At 42.5% G+C, this 21,531-nt stretch carries 21 protein-coding genes and 2 pseudogenes; 15 read left to right on the top strand and 8 right to left on the bottom strand.

The annotated features are described in order from the left end of the window. Nucleotides 1-55 precede the first annotated feature (55 nt). On the bottom strand, nucleotides 56-472 hold the full coding sequence (locus GQR42_RS05965; protein WP_199273275.1) for a hypothetical protein: 417 nt from the start codon (nucleotides 470-472) through the stop codon (nucleotides 56-58). 27 nt (nucleotides 473-499) lie between these two features. Next, on the bottom strand, nucleotides 500-625 hold the full coding sequence (locus tag GQR42_RS05960) for a transposase (protein WP_158202401.1): 126 nt from the start codon (nucleotides 623-625) through the stop codon (nucleotides 500-502). 365 nt (nucleotides 626-990) lie between these two features. Between GQR42_RS05960 and GQR42_RS05955 the strand changes: the two genes are divergently transcribed. After that, entirely contained in the window at nucleotides 991-1,425 is a 435-nt protein-coding gene (locus tag GQR42_RS05955; protein WP_158199261.1) for a Uma2 family endonuclease, read from the top strand. Nucleotides 1,426-1,488: 63 nt separating this feature from the next. Beyond that, a complete protein-coding gene (locus tag GQR42_RS05950; protein WP_158199260.1) occupies nucleotides 1,489-1,746 on the top strand; it encodes a hypothetical protein in 258 nt (85 codons plus the stop codon). Between the two features lie 185 nt (nucleotides 1,747-1,931). Here GQR42_RS05950 and GQR42_RS29865 read toward each other — a convergent pair. Next, a pseudogene (locus GQR42_RS29865) lies at nucleotides 1,932-2,950 on the bottom strand (ATPase); the annotation flags it as partial. A 124-nt stretch (nucleotides 2,951-3,074) separates the two neighbouring features. Here GQR42_RS29865 and GQR42_RS05940 point away from each other — a divergent pair. The 7 genes and pseudogenes from GQR42_RS05940 to trpS all read left to right on the top strand — a co-directional run bounded on the left by GQR42_RS05940 (nucleotide 3,075) and on the right by trpS (nucleotide 11,096). Continuing rightward, nucleotides 3,075-4,024, top strand: a pseudogene (locus GQR42_RS05940) (IS630 family transposase). A gap of 556 nt (nucleotides 4,025-4,580) precedes the next feature. Next, nucleotides 4,581-5,090 (top strand): hypothetical protein, encoded by a 510-nt coding sequence (locus tag GQR42_RS05935; protein ID WP_004158154.1) that lies wholly within the window; start codon nucleotides 4,581-4,583, stop codon nucleotides 5,088-5,090. Nucleotides 5,091-5,161: 71 nt separating this feature from the next. Then, nucleotides 5,162-5,941: a photosystem II S4 domain protein gene (locus GQR42_RS05930; RefSeq protein ID WP_158199258.1), complete on the top strand. Its 780-nt coding sequence runs from the start codon at nucleotides 5,162-5,164 to the stop codon at nucleotides 5,939-5,941. 43 nt (nucleotides 5,942-5,984) lie between these two features. Continuing rightward, nucleotides 5,985-8,033 (top strand): DNA phosphorothioation-associated putative methyltransferase, encoded by a 2,049-nt coding sequence (locus GQR42_RS05925; RefSeq protein WP_158199257.1) that lies wholly within the window; start codon nucleotides 5,985-5,987, stop codon nucleotides 8,031-8,033. A 34-nt stretch (nucleotides 8,034-8,067) separates the two neighbouring features. Beyond that, nucleotides 8,068-8,694, top strand: a complete 627-nt coding sequence (locus GQR42_RS05920; RefSeq protein WP_158199256.1) for a Uma2 family endonuclease — start codon at nucleotides 8,068-8,070, stop codon at nucleotides 8,692-8,694. Between the two features lie 16 nt (nucleotides 8,695-8,710). After that, nucleotides 8,711-10,024, top strand: a complete 1,314-nt coding sequence (locus GQR42_RS05915) for a dolichyl-phosphate-mannose--protein mannosyltransferase (RefSeq protein WP_158202400.1) — start codon at nucleotides 8,711-8,713, stop codon at nucleotides 10,022-10,024. Between the two features lie 61 nt (nucleotides 10,025-10,085). Beyond that, entirely contained in the window at nucleotides 10,086-11,096 is a 1,011-nt protein-coding gene (trpS, locus tag GQR42_RS05910; protein WP_158199255.1) for a tryptophan--tRNA ligase, read from the top strand. A gap of 287 nt (nucleotides 11,097-11,383) precedes the next feature. Here the strand turns inward: trpS and GQR42_RS05905 are convergent, their stop codons facing one another. From GQR42_RS05905 to GQR42_RS27465, 5 genes are all read right to left on the bottom strand, one after another. After that, nucleotides 11,384-12,604 (bottom strand): efflux RND transporter periplasmic adaptor subunit, encoded by a 1,221-nt coding sequence (locus GQR42_RS05905; RefSeq protein ID WP_158199254.1) that lies wholly within the window; start codon nucleotides 12,602-12,604, stop codon nucleotides 11,384-11,386. Nucleotides 12,605-12,647: 43 nt separating this feature from the next. Beyond that, entirely contained in the window at nucleotides 12,648-12,869 is a 222-nt protein-coding gene (locus GQR42_RS05900) for a DUF4327 family protein (protein WP_002771755.1), read from the bottom strand. Between the two features lie 168 nt (nucleotides 12,870-13,037). After that, nucleotides 13,038-13,925 carry an acetylglutamate kinase gene (gene argB, locus GQR42_RS05895; protein WP_149988009.1) on the bottom strand — a complete coding sequence of 296 codons (888 nt, stop codon included), beginning with the start codon at nucleotides 13,923-13,925 and terminating at the stop codon, nucleotides 13,038-13,040. A gap of 77 nt (nucleotides 13,926-14,002) precedes the next feature. Then, on the bottom strand, nucleotides 14,003-15,226 hold the full coding sequence (locus GQR42_RS05890) for a M20 family metallopeptidase (RefSeq protein ID WP_158202399.1): 1,224 nt from the start codon (nucleotides 15,224-15,226) through the stop codon (nucleotides 14,003-14,005). Between the two features lie 75 nt (nucleotides 15,227-15,301). Beyond that, a complete protein-coding gene (locus GQR42_RS27465; RefSeq protein WP_199273274.1) occupies nucleotides 15,302-15,478 on the bottom strand; it encodes a hypothetical protein in 177 nt (58 codons plus the stop codon). 485 nt (nucleotides 15,479-15,963) lie between these two features. Here GQR42_RS27465 and GQR42_RS05885 point away from each other — a divergent pair, with 485 nt between their 5' ends. The 6 genes from GQR42_RS05885 to GQR42_RS05860 all read left to right on the top strand — a co-directional run bounded on the left by GQR42_RS05885 (nucleotide 15,964) and on the right by GQR42_RS05860 (nucleotide 21,521). After that, nucleotides 15,964-16,482: a phycocyanin subunit beta gene (locus GQR42_RS05885; protein ID WP_004268967.1), complete on the top strand. Its 519-nt coding sequence runs from the start codon at nucleotides 15,964-15,966 to the stop codon at nucleotides 16,480-16,482. Nucleotides 16,483-16,548: 66 nt separating this feature from the next. Continuing rightward, on the top strand, nucleotides 16,549-17,037 hold the full coding sequence (gene cpcA / locus GQR42_RS05880) for a phycocyanin subunit alpha (protein ID WP_158199253.1): 489 nt from the start codon (nucleotides 16,549-16,551) through the stop codon (nucleotides 17,035-17,037). 119 nt (nucleotides 17,038-17,156) lie between these two features. Continuing rightward, on the top strand, nucleotides 17,157-17,972 hold the full coding sequence (locus GQR42_RS05875; RefSeq protein ID WP_158199252.1) for a phycobilisome linker polypeptide: 816 nt from the start codon (nucleotides 17,157-17,159) through the stop codon (nucleotides 17,970-17,972). A 45-nt stretch (nucleotides 17,973-18,017) separates the two neighbouring features. Continuing rightward, the gene (locus GQR42_RS05870; protein WP_045361079.1) at nucleotides 18,018-18,896 is read left to right on the top strand and encodes a phycobilisome linker polypeptide; all 879 of its coding nucleotides are present in this window, start codon (nucleotides 18,018-18,020) and stop codon (nucleotides 18,894-18,896) included. A 137-nt stretch (nucleotides 18,897-19,033) separates the two neighbouring features. Then, on the top strand, nucleotides 19,034-20,710 hold the full coding sequence (ribBA, locus tag GQR42_RS05865; protein ID WP_158199251.1) for a bifunctional 3,4-dihydroxy-2-butanone-4-phosphate synthase/GTP cyclohydrolase II: 1,677 nt from the start codon (nucleotides 19,034-19,036) through the stop codon (nucleotides 20,708-20,710). 67 nt (nucleotides 20,711-20,777) lie between these two features. After that, nucleotides 20,778-21,521 carry a Uma2 family endonuclease gene (locus tag GQR42_RS05860; RefSeq protein WP_158199250.1) on the top strand — a complete coding sequence of 248 codons (744 nt, stop codon included), beginning with the start codon at nucleotides 20,778-20,780 and terminating at the stop codon, nucleotides 21,519-21,521. Nucleotides 21,522-21,531 lie beyond the last annotated feature (10 nt).

Here is a 21,531-nt window from a genome sequence, read left to right as displayed (position 1 = left end):
GTGACGGCGGCCGCTACTAAGCCTATTCATTGAGGGCTGCTCTCATTTGGAGATGTTAATTAACGGTATCTGCATTAGGAAGCCCGTATAGCTCCTTGACGGACTGGCGGGAGAGAACAATAATCGTGAAGACTCCGAGGATTGTCCCCAAGGGAGTGAATGAGCAGAGGATGCAGGCCATAACGAAGGAAAACCAGTATCTCTGGCGGCGTTTGAGGAATCGCCCCGATACAATGGTAGCAATAGCAAAAACTTCTCCTAATATGAAAAATAGGCCACCAACAACGGCGAAAAAATACCCGGCCGCTTGAGGCGGTAAATTCCCAGATGAATGTACTGAAATAGATTCGGTAATGATGAGTAGACCAATAGTAAAGTGGATAAGTGGAAAGAGAAAGAAAAAGGCAAGAATCCCTCCCATAATATAGTGGAAGATTGATAATAATTTGAGATGTTGTCTATCGTTATTCATATTCATTTGCGGGTTCATCCGAGTTTTTTAGGCTAAAGTGATAGATTTATTACAGGATAGAAGAACTCGTATCTCAAAATTGCGAAACCCATATCCACATCGCTTTATTACCTTGAGCTTATTGTTGAGACTTTCAACACAACCATTACTAATCGATGCTCAAAGTAGGCAGTCACTTCACTAAACCAGTTAGCTTACGACTCTCACAACCAGATCTCGGACAAATAGCTGATTTATCCTTTACTTCTAATTTCACGAAAATCATGTCGTCTATTATGCTAATTTCAACTGGTTTATGAGTCTGGAAATTTAGGATTTCTTCAAAAATCTGTAGTGATGATTTAGGATGATTGAGGGAAATCATAATAGGTTTCTACTTAGTTGTTATAAAATTTATGGGTCTCTCTATTATTATAAAGCCTCAAAACGCTGAATTGATAGCTGATTTTATCTTCCTAAGAGGAAATTTAATACTTTCTTAACCAACTAGGATGTTGCTTTTAGCATACTGAACTCAGATGAGCCGTAATTTATTAGTGGCTTTATATACTGGACTAAAGAATCAACCCTATGCCGTTTTTGTCACCGATCAGCGTTTATGGATACCTGAGTGCCAAATAGCTACCTATCCTGATATTATGGTAGTTTCTGAACCTCTCACTTGTCAAGAAGGACGCAAAGATACTTTAATTAATCCTGTTTTGATTACGGAGGTTTTGTCTTCTTCTACTGCTAATTACGACAGAGAAGAAAAGTTTGCCGCTTATCGAACCATTGCAACTTTTCAGGAATATTTATTGATTTCTCAGGAAAGACTTTATATTGAACATTTTCAAAAAGAAGGCGATCATTGGTTGTTTACAGCTTATGAAACTGATACGATAATTCATTTAAACTCTTTGCGGGTTGAGGTAGAGATAGCAGATATTTATAACAAGGTAATCTTTAGTTAAAGCCTTAAATCTGAAGCTTTTGTTATCATTAAACTAGACTAATCTCGGTCAGGAGTTAATTTTATGATATCCCCTCAAATTATTGAACTTGAACAAAAGTTACGAAATTTTTCGGTTGAAGATAAACAATGGTTATTAGAACAGTTACACAAGCATTTAGAAGTTTTAAAAGAAAATGTAAATAGAAAACAGGCCAAAGATTTGATTATGGAAACATTAAATGATGTTCAAAATATGCCCAATAATTGTTATCATGAAGTTTGGCAAAAATTTGATGACGCTTGTGTGAGAATTTCAGGAAACTTGGAAGAATCTGAATGATAATATGTTTTTGTCCGCCGCTTACGAAATAGGTGCTGATTCTCTAGTTTCTTTAGATAAAAAACACATTTTACCGCTAAAGCATTATCATCATACACAAATTTTATACCCAAATTTATTCTTACAAGTCTTACAAAATAGTCAAAGGACAAAAGGCGATCGCATTTATTTGTAAAAAGATAATCCTAATCGTTAGGATTTCTTTTAAGATAAGATTTAAACACAGGATTAATAGGAAAATAGGACGAGGTTTCTGATGGTAATTTATCCAGTAAACAGCGTCTCATTAATGACTGAATAGCTGCCCAAAATTCAGATTGAGAAAGGTCAAGATTAGCAGTTTTGGAAAACTTTTCTACCGCTTCAGTTTGATTAGCTAACCAGTGAATCACCTTTTTTTCTGTTGCGGATAAACGCTGTAAATGACATTCGATCGAGTCTTCCATATCCCCCAAATAAATTTCATTTTTCATTTGTTCTAAAAATAAGGATACTTCTCCATCAAATAGTTCAATAATAGTTGAGGAGATGATATTTAACCAGTTAGGATGACCTTGATAAAGTTCCCTCAGTTCCGTCCATTTCTCCTCACTTTTTAAACCGTATTCTTTGAAGATTTCTTCAAATTCTGTTGTTAAACCTTGCAGGTATAAAGTTTTAATTTTATCGGATTTTAAGGTGACAAAATCTCTGGGAAGTTCCCAACTAATTAAAATCAAACAACTGTGATGAGATGTGGTAGCAATTTGATGAAAAAATTTATGATAATCCTGAAAGTCGGTTAAATATTTACCTGCTAATTCACCCAGTTTAAAAATATCCTGCACATCATCAAGAATAACTAAACAACGATAGGAGCTTAGATAATCTATTATATCAGGTAAGGGGGTTGATAGAGATTGGGCGAAAAACTGTTTTAGATCATCTTTAAGAGTAGTTAACTGGGGAATCTTCTCAAGACTGCGATAAATAATATAATCAAATTGTGGGGCAATTTCTGAAACTAATTTAAGGGTTAAAGCTGTTTTTCCCCACTTAACCCATAAATAGTAATTAATCGAGTTTTATTATTTAGCCACTCTTTTAAGGTTGATATTTCTAAGTTACGTCCATAGTTATACCTTAATTCTGGTGCTTTTGTTAGGTCAATTATGGGGGATAGATGATCATTATCTGGAAAATTTGAAGACTTTTTTAAGTTGTTTTCTGAGTAGGGGTTATTTTCTCTACAGATATTAACACGACTATTGCTAATATTATAGCAATTCTTGGAGCTATGAGGTACAATGGAAAGCAAATAGACAAATAATAGAACTTACCCGCTTCCTATGAGACCCTATTCTGTAGATTTTCGCCAAAAAATTATCGATGTCTGGAAGAAAGAAAAAATTTCCATTCGAGGACTAGCCCAGAGATTTGACGTGGCTAAAAGCTTTATTCAGAAGTTATTGAAGCAACATAAAGAAACAGGAGATATCCGTCCTCGTCCGCAAGGGGGAAGTCCGCCAACCAAGTTAAATAGTGAACAACTGATAATTTTAAGAGAAATCATCGAAGCTAACAATGATGCAACTCTCGAAGAATTATCGGACTTACTGTAGGAAAAGACACAGGGGAAAGTCAGTAGAGCCACCCTGGGGCGGCTGAGGCAAAAACTCAATTACAGTTTCAAAAAAAAACACTACACGCGGCGGAAAAAGAAAGTGACAGGGTACAGCAAAAAAGAGTGGAATACTGGTCAGAAGTTCGGGAAATTGAGGCATCAAAACTAATTTTGATCGATGAATCGGGGGTAAATTTAGCCCTTTTGAGACTCTATGCTAGAGCCTTAATTGGCCGAATATCTCGGGGAAGAAAACCACAAAAAAGAGGGAGAAATATTTCAATAATTATTGCTATAAGCTGAGAAAAAGTTGTCGCATCAGTCAACATATACGGGGCAGTGGATGCGGTAACATTTGAAGGATTTATTCGGAAGGAAGTGCAGCCAAAAATTAAAGAAGGAGACTGTCTGCTCATGGATAACGCCAAGATTCATCTCGGAGAAATGGTCAGAGAAATAATCGAACAAGAAAAAGCTAGACTCATCTATTTACCTCCTTATTCTCCCGAATTCTCTCCTATTGAAAACTTTTGGTCAAAAGTGAAAGCGATGTTAAGAAAACTGAAGGCGAGAACTTACAAAGACTTAATAGAAGGGATTGAATTGGCTATGTTAGAAGTTACTCAAAAAGATATTCGCAATTGGTTTACTCACTGTTGCTACTGTACCTCATAAGTCAGAGAATTGCTATAAGATGAACGTAGGTTGGGCTTCGGCCGTGAGCTTTTGCCGAACGGTTGAAGCATGAAACCCAACGCCCGATTATGTTACGAAGTGCGCTAACCCATCCTACAAATAATTGTGCCTCCCTACTTAAGATGCGCTTACCCTGAGAAGTGAACCAGGATAACATTCAAATAATGACACAAGTGAGTCAAGCTTTACAGTCTGATCCCAATGGTAATAATCCGAAAAAACTTCTTGTTAATAATGATAATTTGCCTATAGTAGTGATTGTGGCTGTTATTCTATTTTGAACCAAAATGGTGCTTTCTTTTTGGTGAAAAAAATGTCCTTAAAGAGGATAACCATCTTCCTTGATCTTTATGGTCAATTATTGCCAGAAATAACCAAAATAAAGCAATTACTTGTATTGCTAATATTTCCATAATAATCAATCCTATCCAAGATTGACTAACGCCTCCCCTTGAATATTTTCTCGATCGATCGGCTTTTCAGTCCCCAAAATCCTTACAATAGGAGATGAAGATAGCCTGAAAAGTTGGAGAACATGAATTATCTCATTGCCGTGTTAGCTGATCGCATACAAGCAGAAGAAGCTGCCGTTGCCCTCGAAAAAGCGGGAATTCCCCAATCTCAAGTGACCATTCTCGGTCGCGGCTATAAAAGTGCTGATGAGTTCGGTTTGATCGATCCCTTCCAACAGGCCAAAAAACGGGCTACTCTCATGGCTTTTTGGCTAATTCCCTTCGGTTTTGCTGGGGGCTACCTTTTTAACCTGATTACGGGGTTGCATACCTTTGATTGGGCCGGAGAACCGGGCAATCATATCGTGGGCGGCATTGCCGGGGCGATTGGGGGGGCGATGGGCAGTATTTTCGTCGGTGGTGGCGTGGGTTTATCCTCCGGCAGTGGCGATGCACTTCCCTATCGCAATCGTCTCGGTGCTGGAAAATATATTATTATCGTGCAGGGTTCCGAAAACCTGAAAAATCAAGCGACTCTTATCCTCCGCCAATTTAACCCCGAAAATCTGCAAGGATACGCCCTAGAACGGTGAACGGTTATTAGGAATAAGTTATCGGTCATTTGATTTTTTCCTAAGAATTTTTGATTAATTACCACAAAACAATGTTACCAAGAGAAGAATTACTAAAGGGTGTCGAGAACCGCGAGGAGATAGCGAAAGTTATTGATAAAGCTGAACAAGCGCTCAAGACTTGGGAAGTGACGGTGACAGACTTTCTTTCTCCCGCAGTTTTAGCGGAAGTAGAACGGGTTTTTCAGCGTTTAACCGATGTGTCAATGCAAAAATGGGGCGGTTATCCCCAAGCAGAAAGACAGCGCCTCGGTATTGCTAGAGTTGATTTACCTTTGGCAGTAACAGATATTCCCCTATCTGCCCTTGATATTGCCGGTAATTTTCTTTTTGATACCGCTAACCACCGCGATTTTTTAGGGGCGATGTTAGGGACGGGTATCGTTCGGGAAAAAGTCGGCGATATAATCGTTTTAGGTGAGCGAGGAGCGCAGGCGATTGTAGTGCCTGAATTGGTAGATTTTTTGTCTGCTAATTTGCGACAAGTGCGTTCGGTTCCCGTGAAAACTAGCCCGATTCCTTTGACGGAATTAAAAGTTAGACCACCGCAAAAAAAAGAAATTAATACTGTGGAAGCTTCCTTACGTTTAGATGCGATCGCCTCGGCGGGTTTTGGCATTTCTCGCAGTAAAATGGCCGAAGCAATTAGCGCCGGGGATGTGCGAGTTAACTGGAAAGATATCAGTCAATCTAGTTATAACGTTAAAACCGGTGATTTGATTTCTTTTCGGGGAAAAGGTCGTCTAGAAGTGGGAGAGGTTACTGTGACAAAAAAAGAGCGCTATCGGGTTCATTTAACTAGATTTATTTAGTTTTTTCTGTCTCTAGAATTTGTTATTGGACAGATTAATTGCCATGGCTGAGAATTTCGCCGTAATCGTGCAACTGTGTCAAGTTAGTCCCATCGGTAAACTATTACCGGGGGCGCTTTATGTTCATCGAGAAGCATTACAGCAACTGGATACTATCCTCCAGAATTACGAACAAAAAGGAAGAATTAATCAGCATTTATCTGAGGCAACAATAATTAAATTTAGCACTGATAAACCGAAAATATCCTATCTTTTTTATCCCGATTTTGATCGGGAACCTCACCCAGTTTTAACTAAAAGTTTAGTGGTAGATATGGGGACATTAATCTTAAGTGAATGGAATTATCAAAATGCTGATAATCCGCCCATTTTACACCGAAAAGAAACTTTTGTTACTAGGGACTATCCCCTTTATCAAGAATTCGAGCATCTCACAAAAATCGAGAGTGCTTTAGGACTTTTAAACAGTTCTTATCCCATCGGTACTAAACAGGAATGGCAACGGCTTTTAAGAAAGCATAACCTAGATTTTGCAGGAGATTATTTAGTTTGTAATTTAGCGGGACAAAAGGAAAAATCGATAATAATTGATCGCCACAAAGCCGCTCTTGTTCGCAAAACCCTTTCTCGTCCGGCAAGATTAGCATTAGCGGCGGGATTATTTCTTCCTGAAACCACTTTTTTTGATTACGGTTGTGGTTATGGAGGTGATATAGAACGCATAGCCGAACAGGGTTATCAAAGTGAAGGTTGGGATCCTTATTATCGTCCCGATAGTCCTTTAATTGAATCTGATATTGTTAATTTGGGCTATGTAATTAATGTTATTGAATCCGCCGGAGAACGGCAAGAAGCTTTATTAAAAGCTTGGCAACTAACCCGTCAAGTTTTAATCGTTTCAGCACAGATTCTAATTGATGATAGTGAACGGGGTTTAATGGCCTATGAAGATGGAATTATAACCCGTCGCAATACTTTTCAAAAATACTATCAACAGGAAGAACTAAAACAGTATATTGATAGCAGTTTAGGGGTTGATTCTATTCCAATAACTTTGGGAATTTATCTAGTTTTTCGAGAGGAAGAAAAAGCCGAAAACTTTCGTTTGTCGAGATGTCGTTCCCGCACTAACACTCCTAAAATTAAAACCCATCTCAAACGCTTTGAAGATTACGAAGATTTATTAACTCCCCTGATGGAATTTTACACCCAGCAGGGACGTTTACCCGTTGCGGGAGAATTATTACAAGAGGAAGAAATTAAGGCAGAATTTGGCACTTTTAGACGCGCTTTTCAAGTGATTCTACAAGTAACAGAAGCGGAAGAATGGGAGATAATTGCCGATAAAAGACGTGCCGATCTTTTACTTTATTTAGCTTTAAGTCAATTTAGCCAATGTCCGAAAGTACGGGAATTATCTCCCGCTACCCGTGCCGATTTTAAAGCTTTATTTGGCAGTTATCGCAATGCTTGCGCTTTAGCAGAAGAAGTGTTAATAAGTGCGGGAAATCTGCCAGCGATCGCTCGTACTTGTGAAAATAGTTCTTTAGGCAAACTTTCCCGTTATTCCCTAACTATTCATATTAGCATTCTGGAAAAATTACCGATGTTATTACGCTTATATGAAGGTTGTGCTAGTCAAACTATCGGACGGTTAGAAAATGCTAATGTTATTCGTTTATCCTTTCGTCAACCCAAAATTTCCTATCTCTATTACCCCAATTTTGATACAGAAATCCATCCGATTTTAGCTACTAGCATGGATGTATATTTAGGTTCGGCTGATTTTAGTTTTCGCGATTATCGGGATAGTCCTAATCCGCCAATTCTACACGAAAAAGAGCTTTTAGTAACGGCTGATTATCCTAACTATGATAAATTGCTTCAGTTAACTAAATTAGAAAAGGATTGGGGATTGTTAGAAGATAGAAAAGCGATCGAACGTTTACAGGGTTGGCAAAAATGTTTAGAGGAGCATTGTGCTACAATCAAAGGCTATCAGATCCTGTGGCGAAAAGATGCTGATCCCTATAAAGTTAAGATTTTACGCGCTAAAATTCAGACCAGAAGAAATCAAAATAAGTCTTGCTGAGTAATTAAGTCAAATAGACGAGGTAATTAATTTTATGATGACTACGATTCGGTTACAAGGATTAGAAGATTTCGAGTTAAAAGCTAATGATCCTGAACAAAGAATGTTAATTTCTGGGGTTAATTGGCAACAGTACGAAACCCTCTTAAAACATTTAGAAGATAGTTCGAGTTATCGCATCACTTACTTAGATGGAATGGTAGAAATTATGGCTCCTAGTCGTCGTCATGAAGTTAGCAAAAAAAATATCGGTAGATTGGTAGAAGTTTATTTAGAATATGCTGAAATTGATTTCTGGGGATTAGGTTCCACCACTTTGCGAAAACAGGAAAAAGAAGCGGGAAAAGAACCAGATGAATGTTTTTGTTTATTCACAGAAAAAGAGTTTCCTGATTTGGCGATCGAAATAATTTTAACCAGTGGCAGCCTGAAAGTTTTAGAAGTTTATAAAAGATTGGGAACTCAAGAGGTTTGGTTTTGGCAAGATAATCAGTTAAAAATCTATTCTTTGCAAGAGAATGGCGAATATATTTTAATCCCTAAAAGTGCTTTATTACCAGATTTAAATTTAGAATTATTAGCCGAATATGTCAACCATCCTAATCCCCGTCTTGCTGTCAAAGAATTTCGCTCGCAGTTGCCAGAAAATTCCCAGTTATAATAACTATTATCTTTCCATGAATTCTCAAGTAAAATTTAACCTATCTATCCTAGGGATATTTGTATTTTCCCTAGGAATAAGATTTTGGAATCTCAGTCAGTTTAATACTCTTGTTTTCGATGAAGTTTATTATGCTAAATACGGCAATGAATATCTAATCGGTAAAGATTTTTTCCAGTCTCATCCACCGTTAAGTCAATATTTAATTGCGATTAGTATCTGGATTGGTTCCCATTTTCCTGCCGATCCTGAAACAATTAATAATTTAACAGGTTCCCTGCGCTCAACTTTTAGTTATCGCTGGTTAAATGCTTTCACTGGTTCTTTTATTCCCCTAATTATTGGGGGAATTGCTTATCAATTAACCCAGAGAAAACCTGTATTTTTAACCACAACTTTTATCGCTAGTTTAGACGGATTATTTCTAGTTGAATCCCGTTACGCTCTCAATAATATTTACTTAATTTTATTCGGTTTGTCTGGACAATTATTTTTTTTATTAGCACTCCAGAAAAATTCAAAACTCAATTGGTTATTATTATCGGGAGTTTCTTTCGGTTTAGCGGCAAATATTAAATGGAATGGCTTAGGATTTTTACTGGGAATATTTATTTTTATCGGTATTGCTTGGTTAATAAAATTATTGAATCAAGAGCAGTCAAAAGATCATCTTTGGACAAAGGCAACTAACCTGAGATTAGAGGACATTTTTATCGCTTTAATTGTCTTTCCCCTAGTTACCTATAGTTTGCTCTGGATACCTCATCTTCTCGTCAACCATCAATATAATTTTTGGCAAGTACATCAAGAAATTTGGTCATTTCATCAGAGAATAAAGGGTAATCAATCTGATGTTCATCCCTATTGTTCTCCCTGGTATAGTTGGTTAGTAATGGGGCGACCTGTGGCTTATTATTTTAAGAGCGTAGGTGATAAAATTTATGATGTTCACGCGATGGGAAATCCGTTGTTATGGTGGTTTTCTACGGGAGCGATTCTAGTGGTTTTTAGTCGATTATTTAACCGAAAAGAGCGAGTGATTTCCGCCTATCTTATCTGTAACTATATTGCTAATCTGCTGCCCTGGTTAAAAATTAGTCGCTGTACCTTTCTCTATCATTATATGGCTGCTTATACCTTCACTTGGATTGCCCTAGCTTGGCTCTTAGCCGATGGTTTAGAAAGTTCCAGTCCTATTTATAAAAATTGCTCGCGCTCCCTCATAATTTTGATAATTTTTGCTTTTATCCATTGGCTACCAATTTATTTAGGCATTCCCCTGTCAGTGCGGGATTATTATCTGAGAATGATTTTTCCCAATTGGATTTAGGATGAAATTAGCTGCAAAAACTGATACAATAAAATCATGAAAAAAAGCGATCGCATAAGTTATGGGTAAACAAAGAATCTTATCTGGTGTGCAACCAACCGGCAATTTACATTTAGGCAATTATCTCGGTGCGATCCGCAATTGGGTGGAGGGACAAAAAGACTACGATAATTTCTTTTGTGTGGTCGATTTACACGCGATCACCGTTCCCCATAATCCCGCAACTCTTGCGGAGGATACTTTAGCAATTGCCGCCTTATATTTAGCCTGCGGAATTGATTTAGAATATGCGACTATCTTTGTCCAATCCCACGTTAAAGCTCATACGGAATTAACTTGGTTATTGAATTGTATCACCCCTTTAAATTGGTTAACCGATATGATTCAATTTAAAGAAAAAGCGATTAAACAGGGGGAAAACGTTGGCACAGGTTTACTCGATTATCCCGTGCTGATGGCTGCCGATATCCTACTCTACGATGCCGATAAAGTACCCGTGGGAGAAGATCAAAAACAACATTTAGAATTAACCCGCGATATAGCTGTTAGAATTAATCATCTTTTTGGGCAACCAAAACAACCAATTTTAAAACTTCCCGATCCGATGATCCGCAAAGAAGGAGCGCGGGTGATGAGTTTAACCGATGGCCGGAATAAAATGTCTAAATCTGATCCTTCCGAGATGAGTCGGATTAATATTCTCGATACTCCCGATGTCATTGCCAAGAAAATTAAACGCTGTAAAACCGATCTAGTTAAGGGTTTAACTTTCGATGATCCAGAACGTCCCGAATGCCATAATTTACTCACTCTCTATAGCATTTTATCGGGAAAAAGTAAAGAGGTGGTCGGGGGAGAATGCGCCGATTTAGGTTGGGGACAATTTAAACCGATGTTAACAGAAGTCACCATAGAATCTCTGAAACCTATTCAGGAAAAATACGCCCAAATTAGAGAGGATAAAGATTATTTAGCCACAGTTTTGCGGCAAGGTCGTCTCAAAGCAGCAGCGGTAGCCAATCAAACTCTCGATCGAGTCAAAAATGCCATGGGTTATTTACCACCATTTTAGGGACAATTTTGTTAGGAGGCTGGACACTTATTGGCTCTTCTCGTTTCTGTGTGGCAGGAAGAAGAATAGGGATAATTTTCCAGAAATATAGTCTTCAAAGCCTTGCCTAGCAAGACTACTAGGAATAATCAGCACTGATTATCACACAAAGTCGAGAAGAGCCACTTATTTTTAGTCGTGCTTCGCTGTTCTATTTTGGCCAGGTTTCATCCCTTCGGTAAAACCGAGGGTCTTCACCTGACATTCAAGATAAAAGCTCCCTGCCGAGCGGTTCGCCCGTGGTTTGATCAAGGATTACTAAGTACACTGATGCGGACTTTTTCACCATTTTGCAAAGGTTTACTACTATTGACGACGAAACGCTCCCCTGGTTCGAGTCCAGCGATAATTTCTACTTGACCGTCAAGCGCTTGACCGAGACGAACGGGACGTTTTTCCACTTGCGAGTTAGACTCGGAAAGGACGAAAATTGCCGCGGATTCCCCTTGACTGACAATTGCTGTTTCGGGAACAATCACCTGAGGGGCAGAATTTTTATTAAACCGTACCCGGGCCAATAATCCCCCTTTAATTAAACCATCCCCATTGGGTAGAGTAATCTCCACGGGAATCCGCCGGGCCGTGCCTTGGCTGAGGGGAAAAATCCTGGTGATGCGACCGGAAAAATTTCTATCACCAAAAGCATCAAGGCTGACATTAACCTTTTGTCCTAAATTAATCGTTTTTAAATCCAATTCCGATAATAATACTACTACCTTGACCTGTTTAAAATCACCAATTTTGAGGACTTCATCGCCGATACTGACTAAATCCCCCGGCTCTTTCAGTTTTTCGATAACTATCCCCGTCGCCGGTGATTTAAGAATAGCGTAGGCCTGACGTTGTTGTTCCTGAGCGATGACCGATGTTTGGGCAGCAATTCTGCCGATAATTCCCGCCACTACCTGCTCCTCGACTTTAATTCTTGATCGCCCGCTATTAACGGCTTTTAAAGCTACTGCCGCCGCAGTTTGGGCTGTTTCGCCCTGTTGCAGGGGAATCGCTCCTTCTAGGGCTAATTTTTGCAGGCGCTCGGCATCATTTTTGGCCTGTTGGTATTGTAGTTGTAGGCGCTGCACTTCAATTTCAGCGTTACTGACTTCAATTCTCGCCCGAGCTAATTCCGCTTCTAGAGACGATAGGGCAGCCTTTTCTTCTCGGACAACGGTGGCAAGGAGACGATCATCAACACGAGCGAGGATTTGCCCTAATTGCACCTCATCTCCCACATCAACGACGAGATTGAGTAACTGCCCAGGGGCTTGCGATCGCAGAGAAACGACTTTCAAAGGTCGGGTAGTTCCCGTGTAATCGAGATTGCCTCCGCTGGTTGCTGGTTTAACCGTGGTGACGTTGACGGTGGTAGTACGGGCCGCCGGTGGCAGTGGTTGGGTTTCGGTCTGGGGAGAACAACTGGCACTGAAGGTTAAGATAACCAGAGCGGAAAGGATAATCGGAGTCGATCCCATGGCGATAGTCCTAGTAGAAAGCCGCTTTTGAGTCGATGGTCGCTTATTCTTCGTCCCAAGCTTCTACCGCTACCACTTCACTGAGAGGGTCTTGCATGGAGAAACCGAAATCGAGTAACTCTTGCTTCCAGTATGTCCACTCATCTCCGTATAAAAGAGCCAATTTCCAGATACTATCACTAGGTTTGACTACTTTTGCATCTATCCACTTGCTAACCTTGCGTTGAAACTTCACCATCGGGTGAGCTACAGCTTGTTTGGTCATAAATTCAATTGCTATGAATACTTCAGATTTTGCGCTTCCCGACTAAACTAACTCAAGACTAAGACTTTTGCCATTACAAGGGATCAAGAAGCGCATTTATTAACTTACTTGTACACCATATCCCTGGTTTTAGGCAAGTCTTTTTGAGCCAAAGTACGGTAATTACTACTATAGATTAGTATAACCAGAGGCCACAATCATGGAACCGATGCCTCGATCGGTGAAAATTTCCAGTAAAAGGGCATGGGGAAGACGACCATCGATAATATGAGCAGCCTGAACTCCCTGGGCCAGCGATCGCACGCAGCAGCCAACTTTGGGAATCATCCCACCAGCAACGATGCCTTTTTGAATCAACTCCCGGGCCTGTTGGATATCCAATTTAGCCAATAAAGTGGAAGGATCTTTGTAATTCTCTAAAATTCCGGCTGTATCGGTCATCAAAATCAGTTTAGCTGCCCCTAAAGCTGCCGCTATTTCTCCTGCTACCGTATCGGCATTGATATTATGAGCTTGGCCGGTTTCATCGGCGGCCACACTGGAAATCACGGGAATATAGCCACTATTGACCAAGGATTCGACGACGCTAGTATCGACACTGCTCACTTCTCCCACAAAACCAATGCCCTCTTTACCCACGGGACGAGCAGTGATCAGATTACCATCCTTACCGCATAATCCTACCGCTTTACCGCCGGCTTGATTGATCAGGGCAACAATTTCTTTATTAACGCGTCCGACTAGCACCATTTCTACCACATCCATGGTGGCGGCATCGGTGACGCGTAAACCGTCTTTAAATTGGGGTTCAATGCCCAATTTATCCAGCCAACTATTGATTTCTGGACCGCCACCGTGGACAATAACGGGACGAACTCCCACACAGGAGAGAAAAACGATATCTCGCATGACCGTGTCTTTGATATCGCTGTTATTCATGGCCGCACCACCGTATTTAACCACTACAGTACGACCGCGAAATTCTTGTATATAGGGTAGGGCCTCGCTGAGGATTTTCACCCGTTGGGCATCGTTTTCGTGGGTATTATTGTTCATGCTTTTTTACTTGTCTGATTCAGTGATCAGTTTAGCGGTTTCGGGTTTGACAAAAACTGTTCACCTTGAACGGATTTCTAGAAAGTCTTAGAGTTACAGAATTTTTCCACGCAACGGACAAAAATCTCGACTCCCATCGCTAACACCGATTCATCAAAATCAAAGCGGGGATGATGGTGGGGATAGGCTAATCCTAATTCGGGATTGGCAGACCCCAAGAAGAAATAACAGCCGGGTACTTCCTGTAAAAAGAAGGACATATCTTCCCCTCCCATGGTTTGACATTCGGGAACGATTCCGGCTGGGGTTTCCACCACTTGTGCGGCGATTGAGCGCACTAATTCCGCCATCTGATCATGATTGATTACCGGGGGATACAATTGCCAGTAATCGAATTGATAACTAGCCCCCTGACTTTGGCAGATGCCCGCGATAATTTCTTCCATCCGTTCTCGGAAATAGCCCCCTAACTGGGGATTGAAATAGCGCACCGTCCCACTGAGATTAGCACTATCGGCGATCACGTTTCTAGCGGTTCCCGCCGCTAATTTACCCACAGTCACCACGGCAGCATCGAGGGGGTTGAGGTTGCGAGCGACGATAGTTTGCAAGGCGTTGACGATTTGGGCCGCCACCAGTATTGAATCGACGGTTTGATGGGGAATTGCCCCATGGCCGCCCCGGCCTTGAATCTGGAGATCGAAAGATTCCACCGCCGCCATCAACGGACCATTTTTCACGCCCACTGTCCCTAAGGGCAGATTATTCCAGAGATGCAGCCCGATAATTCCGTCCACGTCGGGATTTTTCAGCACTCCCGCTTCGATCATCGGTTTCGCCCCCCCGGGACCCTCTTCGGCGGGTTGGAAAATAATTTTTACGATCCCCTTGACATCGTGACGGTTTTGTGCTATGTAAACTGCTGTGCCGAGGGCGATCGCTGTGTGGCCATCGTGACCACAGGCGTGCATTTGGCCCGGATGTTGGGAACAATAGGGGACTTGGTTTTCTTCGGCGATCGGTAGTGCATCCATATCGGCCCGCAGGGCTAAAACCGGCCCCGGTTGACTGCCTGCGATGGTGGCGACAATTCCAGTGTCGGCGATGCCGGTTTGATGGTCAATTGCGTATTTAGTCAGGGTTTGACTGATTAAGGAGGCGGTGAGGTGTTCTTGAAAGCCTAGTTCTGGTTTTTGGTGTATTTGTCGGCGCCAGTGAACCAATTGCGGCTGTAGAGAACGAATAGCAAGGCGAATTTGAGGGCAATTTAAGCTATTGGGGACAGGAAAGGAGGAAATCATCGGGTTCGGACGGCTAGATTTTTTGATCACCGGTTTCCAGTTTAACGTCAGGAGACGGTCGGCGGTCGTCAGGAGTCAGGAGACAGGGTGATAGGGTTTTGGGGTGATAGGGTTTTGGGGTGATAGGGTGATGAGACAGCTTCCCCCTCCCACTTCCCCACTTCCCCACTTCCCCACTTCCCCACTTCCCCACTTCCCCACTTCCCCACACCCCACTCCCCACTCCCCTCTCCCTTCTTTACAAAACTTCATCGTAATTGGAGGGCTGGAAAGGGCAATCCTTGGGTAATAGGGGAAGGGAAAGGGGGAAAATATTAAAAAAAACTTAAAATTTTTATCTTGCTGCCCTTTATACCCTTAAAGCCTTGCTGTCTCTGATTTCCCGACGGTGAGAGGCTTTGAGCCATGGTCAGGAATTGATGACCAACTCGATCGAGTTATTGTTAAGTGACTGTTACAAAAAGACAGCAAAAAACTTAATAATATGTAACAAACAAAGTTTCGACAGCAGTGTATAAATTTAATTTGAGGGGCCAAGATAACAGACAAAAGTTAAGCTGGATACTTGTTTAACCTCCTTAAGTGATTTATGAGAGAGCCATGAAGTTTTTTCAGGTTTCTTAAAGTAGGTCGCAACAATCACGGTCAAGGCTCGTCCAGGCTCACCGTGAAATCCCTTAAGAGGGAAAACCATTTAATTGCAAGCAAATCCCATTTAAATTTAGGAGATTGTCACAATGTTTGACGCATTCACCCGGGTAGTATCCCAAGCTGATGCTCGCGGCGAATATTTAAGCTCTTCCCAACTAGACGCTCTCAGCGCCATGGTTGCCGACAGCAACAAACGGATGGACTCTGTTAACCGGATCACCAGTAACGCTTCCACCATCGTTGCCAACGCCGCTCGTAGCCTGTTCGCTGAACAGCCGCAACTGATCACCCCCGGTGGTAATGCCTACACCAGCCGTCGTATGGCCGCTTGCTTACGCGACATGGAAATCATCTTGCGTTATGTTACCTACGCTACCTTCGCTGGCGACGGCAGTGTTCTCGATGATCGTTGCTTAAATGGTCTGCGCGAAACCTATGTAGCTTTAGGAGTACCTGGAGCTTCCGTAGCCGCTGGCGTAAGCAAAATGAAAGAAGCTGCTTTGTCCATCGCTAACGATCGCAACGGTGTCACCCCCGGCGATTGCAGTGCTTTAATGTCTGAAATTGCCAGCTACTTCGACCGCGCCGCCGCTGCTGTCGCCTAGTCCCTGGGGCTAGTCTCAATTGAACCGTAGGAAACTTATTGCAAGATTATTGGGAGATACCAAACAATGAAAACCCCCCTTACCGAAGCCGTAGCAGCCGCTGATTCTCAAGGCCGTTTCTTAAGCAGCACCGAAATCCAAGTTGCTTTCGGTCGTTTTCGTCAAGCTTCTGCCAGCCTCACCGCCGCTAAAGCTTTAACCGAAAAAGCTAATTCTTTAATCTCCGGTGCTGCTCAAGCTGTGTACAACAAGTACCCCTACACCACCCAAATGCAAGGGGCTAACTTTGCGGCGGACCAACGCGGTAAAGACAAATGCGCTCGTGACATCGGTTACTACCTCCGCATGGTGACCTACTGCTTAGTTGCTGGTGGAACCGGTCCGATGGACGAGTACCTCATCGCTGGTATCGACGAAATCAACCGCACCTTCGACCTGTCTCCTAGCTGGTACATCGAAGCCCTCAAATACATCAAAGCCAACCATGGTTTAAGTGGCGACCCTGCGGTAGAAGCCAACTCCTATATCGACTACGCTATCAACGCTCTCAGCTAGTCCCATAGAAAAAACTGCTGGTCTGGAAAGACAGGAGGTTGTTAGCAAAAGGGTTAGCAATCACCTGTTCTTCCAGACCTTGTCATATCCATATACAGTTAGTTTTAGGAGAATCGACGATGACTAGCTTGATGGCGGCCCAAAGACTGGGATTTGAACCCTACGCCAATGGGACACCCTTGGAATTACGTTCCACCGACAGTGATGAACAGGTAGAAGTGGTGATCCGGGGTGCTTATCGGCAAATCTTGGGCAACGAGCATCTGATGTCCAGCGAGCGCCTAATCAGTCTAGAATCCCTCTTACGCAATCGTTCGATTAGCGTCAGGGATTTTGTTCGGGCGATCGCTCAATCAGAACTATATCGGCAGAAATTTTTCCATAGCAATCCCCAAAATCGCTTGATCGAGTTGAATTATAAACACCTGCTCGGTCGCGCTCCCTACGATCAAGCTGAGATCGCTTTTCACACCGATCTCTACAATCAACAGGGTTACGAAGCAGAAATTAATTCCTATTTCGATTCACCCGAATACAATCAACACTTCGGCGAGAACATTGTCCCCTACTATCGCGGTTTCGCCAGCCAAACCGGTCAGAAAACCGTCGGTTTTAGTCGGCTGTTCCAAGTCTATCGCGGTTATGCCACCAGCGATCGGGCACCGTTGAAAGAAGGAAAACTGACCAGAGAACTAGCCTATAACAGTGCCTCCCCCGTTTATATTAACGGAACTGGTCAATCCTTAACCGGATTAGCTGGGGGCGATCGGGGCAAATTCTATCGCTTGCGCGTGGTTAGTGGGGCAAAAGCGGGACGACAAACCCGTGTGCGTCGTAGCGTGAGCGAGTATCTCGTCGCCTATGAGCAACTATCGAATAAATTGCAAGAAATCAACCGTCAAGGCGGCCAGGTAATCGAACTGATCCTCGCCTAGCTTTCAGCGGTCAGAAAATGATCATTTTTTTGTAGGAGAACTTTAGTGGCAATTACTACCTCAGCTTCCCGTTTAGGGACAACCGCTTTTAGCGAGGTTGCTCCCGTAGAATTACGTCCCGATTGGTCTCGTGATGACGCACAGGCAGTTATTCGCGCTGTCTATCGTCAGGTGCTAGGCAATGACTATATCATGCGTTCCGAGCGCCTTACCAGTGCCGAATCCTTACTCTGCAATGGTTCGATCACCGTGCGGGAATTCGTCCGCGCCGTGGCCAAATCGGAACTGTATAAGAACAAATTCTTCTACGGTAACTTCCAAACCCGCGTCATCGAACTTAATATCAAACATCTTTTAGGTCGCGCTCCCTACGATGAGTCGGAAGTGGTCTATCACCTCGATCTCTACGAAAACAAAGGATTCGAGGCCGATATCGACTCCTATATCGATTCGGCCGAATATACCGAAAACTTCGGTGATAGCATCGTTCCCTACTATCGCGGTTTTGCCAGCCAACCCGGTCAAAAAACCGTGGGATTTACCCGGATGTTCCAACTCTATCGCGGTTATGCCAACAGCGATCGCTCTCAGATTGCTGGCAAAACCTCCCGTTTAGCGGTGGAATTAGCCCAAAATGGTGCTTCGGCAGTAGTCGGTCCCTCCGGTGGCAGCGATGGTTGGGCCTATCGTCCCTCTGGTCAACGCAACACCCCCAGTAAAGCTCTTGGTGGTAGTGTGGCCTATGGTGATGTGGGTAAGCTCTATCGCGTGGAAATTGCCGCCATCAGCAAACCGGGTTATCCCAGTGTCCGTCGCAGTAGCAAAGCGGTTATTGTCCCCTTTGAACAGTTAAATAACACCCTGCAACAGATCAACCGTCTCGGTGGCAAAGTTGCCAGCATCACCCCCGCTAGTTTGAACTAATTTTCTAGCTGAAGATAACTAAAAGTCTCCCGGGCAGCCGTCAGGTTCACCGGGAGACTTCTTTCTAGGGAACTTACAGAAATTGACCCTCAGCAGATCGAGCAAACCTGTAGAATGAAAATAATTCCCTCGTTTTAATGCCTGTGACTGTCACTTTGATCGCTTTTGACTCTATCGATACTGCCTTAGCGGAAATCAAAGCCGGACGTGCCATTGTCGTAGTTGATGATGAGAATCGCGAAAATGAAGGAGATCTAATCTGTGCGGCCCAATTTGCCACCCCCGATCTGATTAACTTCATGGCAGTGCAAGCTCGCGGTTTAATCTGTCTGGCAATGACGGGAGAGCGTCTTGATGCTCTCGAATTACCGTTGATGGTGACAAAAAACACCGATAGCAATCAAACCGCTTTTACCGTTAGCATCGATGCCGCTCCCCATTTAGGGGTTAAAACTGGCATTTCGGCAGAAGATAGGGCAAAAACCGTGCAAGTTGCCATTAATCCAGTCACTCGTCCCGACGATCTCACCCGTCCCGGTCATGTCTTCCCGATTCGTGCTAAAGCCGGTGGAGTCTTAAAACGCGCTGGTCATACGGAGGCAGCTGTGGATCTGGCTCGATTAGCCGGGTTGTATCCGGCGGGAGTTATCTGTGAGATCCAAAATCCCGATGGTTCCATGGCCCGTTTACCGCAACTATTTGAATACGCTCGTCAACATAATCTCAAGTTAATTAGCATTGCCGATCTGATCGGTTATCGCTTAAAACATGATCGCTTTGTCCATCGGGAAACGGTCTGTGATTTTCCCAGTCAATTCGGCACTTTTCAGCTTTATGCCTACCGAAATTTATTAGATCAAACCGAACATATTGCTATTGTGAAAGGCGATCCCGCTCTCTTTGGCGATCAACCTGTAATGGTACGAATGCACTCAGAATGTCTGACCGGGGATGCCTTGGGATCCTTGCGTTGCGATTGTCGCCAACAGTTGCAAAGTGCCCTAAAAATGATTGAAAACAACGGTTTAGGGGTGGTGGTTTACCTGCGACAGGAAGGACGGGGAATTGGCTTAATTAATAAGCTAAAAGCCTATTCTTTACAGGATATGGGACTAGATACGGTGGAAGCCAACGAAAGGTTAGGATTTCCCGCCGATTTGCGCGACTACGGTATGGGAGCGCAAATGCTCAACGATTTGGGAGTGAGAAATATTCGTTTAATTACCAATAATCCCCGTAAAATTGCCGGATTAAAAGGCTATGGTTTGGAAATAGTCGAGCGAGTACCTTTGCTGATCGAGGCTAATGATTATAATTCCAATTATCTGGCCACAAAAGCGGAAAAGTTAGGACATCTATTCTTACAAACCTATCTAGTCACCATCGCTCTCAGTTGGGGGGAAAATCCGCCGTCAATTTCGCAAAGATATCATCAATTGGAGAAATTACGGCAGTTAAGTCGCGCTAATCAATTATCTCTCCAAGAAGAAACCCGACCGGTAGCCAATGCCCTTTTTGATCACGCTCCTTTGATCGTACATTTAGGTTTAGATATTCGTCAGGGTGTCAGCAGTAATTGGTATAAAAATCCTTCCCATCCTTACCTTTTGGTTATTGACAAGATATTAAATGACCTTAAAGATTGGTCGGAAATTGAACGCTTAGAATTTTTAATTTCCGACGGAGACGATTCGATGACGGGATTACAAATAAAACTCGATCGTCAAAAAATGTCCGATGAAGATTTCTCACAATTACCACAATTAGCTACCCAAATTATCTACAGTTTTACTCGTGAGTCAGCAAAAAATTAGTTTTCTATGACCAGAAAAGATCGTAACAGTTATAATTAAACAAAGCTAGTATAACGGGGAAAAAACTATGACAACTCTCGACATTTTACCAGAAGTTACCTGTCCCCCCACCGATTTATGGAGTGATGAACCACCCTTGGAAAGTGATTTACACCTGCAACAGATCATAATTCTCCTCAGTTGTCTAGAATTATTATGGCAAGAGAAAAACGATTACTACGCTTCCGGTAATCTGACTATCTACTATAACGAAGAACAACTGAAAAAGCGCGATTTCTGCGGTCCTGATTTTTTTGTGGTTTTAGATACAGAAAAACGTCCCCGCAAAAGTTGGGTAGTTTGGGGAGAACAGGGGAAATATCCCAATGTAATCGTCGAGATTCTTTCCGATTCTACGGCCAATATTGACCGCACTAAAAAGAAAATTCTCTATCAAAATACTTTTCGCACTCCTAATTATTTTTGGTTCGATCCTAATACCTTAGAATTGCAAGGATTTAGACTAATTGAGGGACAATATCAGGCTATTCCTGCTAATGAAAACGGCTATTTATGGAGTGAACAATTAGAACTATATTTAGGCATTTTTGACCGTAAACTGCGTTATTTTACCGCCGATGGTCAATTGGTTCCCACTCCCCAAGAAGCTGAATTAGAGCAAAGACAAGCAAAGGAACAGATTCTTTTAGAAAAGGAACAGGAACGACAAGCGAAGGAACAGGCTATCCTCGAAAAAGAACAAGCTATCTTGGAAAGGGAAAAATTAGCCCAAAAATTACGAGAATTGGGCATTGATCCCGAAACTATCTGATTGATCAATA

The sequence above is a fragment of the Microcystis aeruginosa FD4 genome (genome assembly GCF_009792235.1).
In the GTDB taxonomy this organism is placed as follows: Bacteria; Cyanobacteriota; Cyanobacteriia; order Cyanobacteriales; family Microcystaceae; genus Microcystis; species Microcystis viridis.
This window is presented reverse-complemented; position numbering and strand designations above follow the sequence as displayed.

Coding starts and splice junctions, on each gene's coding strand:
- argB (WP_149988009.1), bottom strand. CDS start 13,925: ATGAACAATAATACCCACGAAAACGATGCCCAACGGGTGAAAATCCTC.
- GQR42_RS05900 (WP_002771755.1), bottom strand. CDS start 12,869: ATGACCAAACAAGCTGTAGCTCACCCGATGGTGAAGTTTCAACGCAAG.
- GQR42_RS05890 (WP_158202399.1), bottom strand. CDS start 15,226: ATGATTTCCTCCTTTCCTGTCCCCAATAGCTTAAATTGCCCTCAAATT.
- GQR42_RS05860 (WP_158199250.1), top strand. CDS start 20,778: ATGACAACTCTCGACATTTTACCAGAAGTTACCTGTCCCCCCACCGAT.
- GQR42_RS05875 (WP_158199252.1), top strand. CDS start 17,157: ATGACTAGCTTGATGGCGGCCCAAAGACTGGGATTTGAACCCTACGCC.
- GQR42_RS05920 (WP_158199256.1), top strand. CDS start 8,068: ATGATGACTACGATTCGGTTACAAGGATTAGAAGATTTCGAGTTAAAA.
- GQR42_RS05885 (WP_004268967.1), top strand. CDS start 15,964: ATGTTTGACGCATTCACCCGGGTAGTATCCCAAGCTGATGCTCGCGGC.
- GQR42_RS05950 (WP_158199260.1), top strand. CDS start 1,489: ATGATATCCCCTCAAATTATTGAACTTGAACAAAAGTTACGAAATTTT.
- GQR42_RS05930 (WP_158199258.1), top strand. CDS start 5,162: ATGTTACCAAGAGAAGAATTACTAAAGGGTGTCGAGAACCGCGAGGAG.
- GQR42_RS05915 (WP_158202400.1), top strand. CDS start 8,711: ATGAATTCTCAAGTAAAATTTAACCTATCTATCCTAGGGATATTTGTA.
- ribBA (WP_158199251.1), top strand. CDS start 19,034: ATGCCTGTGACTGTCACTTTGATCGCTTTTGACTCTATCGATACTGCC.
- GQR42_RS05955 (WP_158199261.1), top strand. CDS start 991: ATGAGCCGTAATTTATTAGTGGCTTTATATACTGGACTAAAGAATCAA.
- cpcA (WP_158199253.1), top strand. CDS start 16,549: ATGAAAACCCCCCTTACCGAAGCCGTAGCAGCCGCTGATTCTCAAGGC.
- GQR42_RS05965 (WP_199273275.1), bottom strand. CDS start 472: ATGAATAACGATAGACAACATCTCAAATTATTATCAATCTTCCACTAT.
- GQR42_RS05905 (WP_158199254.1), bottom strand. CDS start 12,604: ATGGGATCGACTCCGATTATCCTTTCCGCTCTGGTTATCTTAACCTTC.
- trpS (WP_158199255.1), top strand. CDS start 10,086: ATGGGTAAACAAAGAATCTTATCTGGTGTGCAACCAACCGGCAATTTA.
- GQR42_RS05925 (WP_158199257.1), top strand. CDS start 5,985: ATGGCTGAGAATTTCGCCGTAATCGTGCAACTGTGTCAAGTTAGTCCC.
- GQR42_RS27465 (WP_199273274.1), bottom strand. CDS start 15,478: ATGAAGTTTTGTAAAGAAGGGAGAGGGGAGTGGGGAGTGGGGTGTGGG.
- GQR42_RS05935 (WP_004158154.1), top strand. CDS start 4,581: ATGAATTATCTCATTGCCGTGTTAGCTGATCGCATACAAGCAGAAGAA.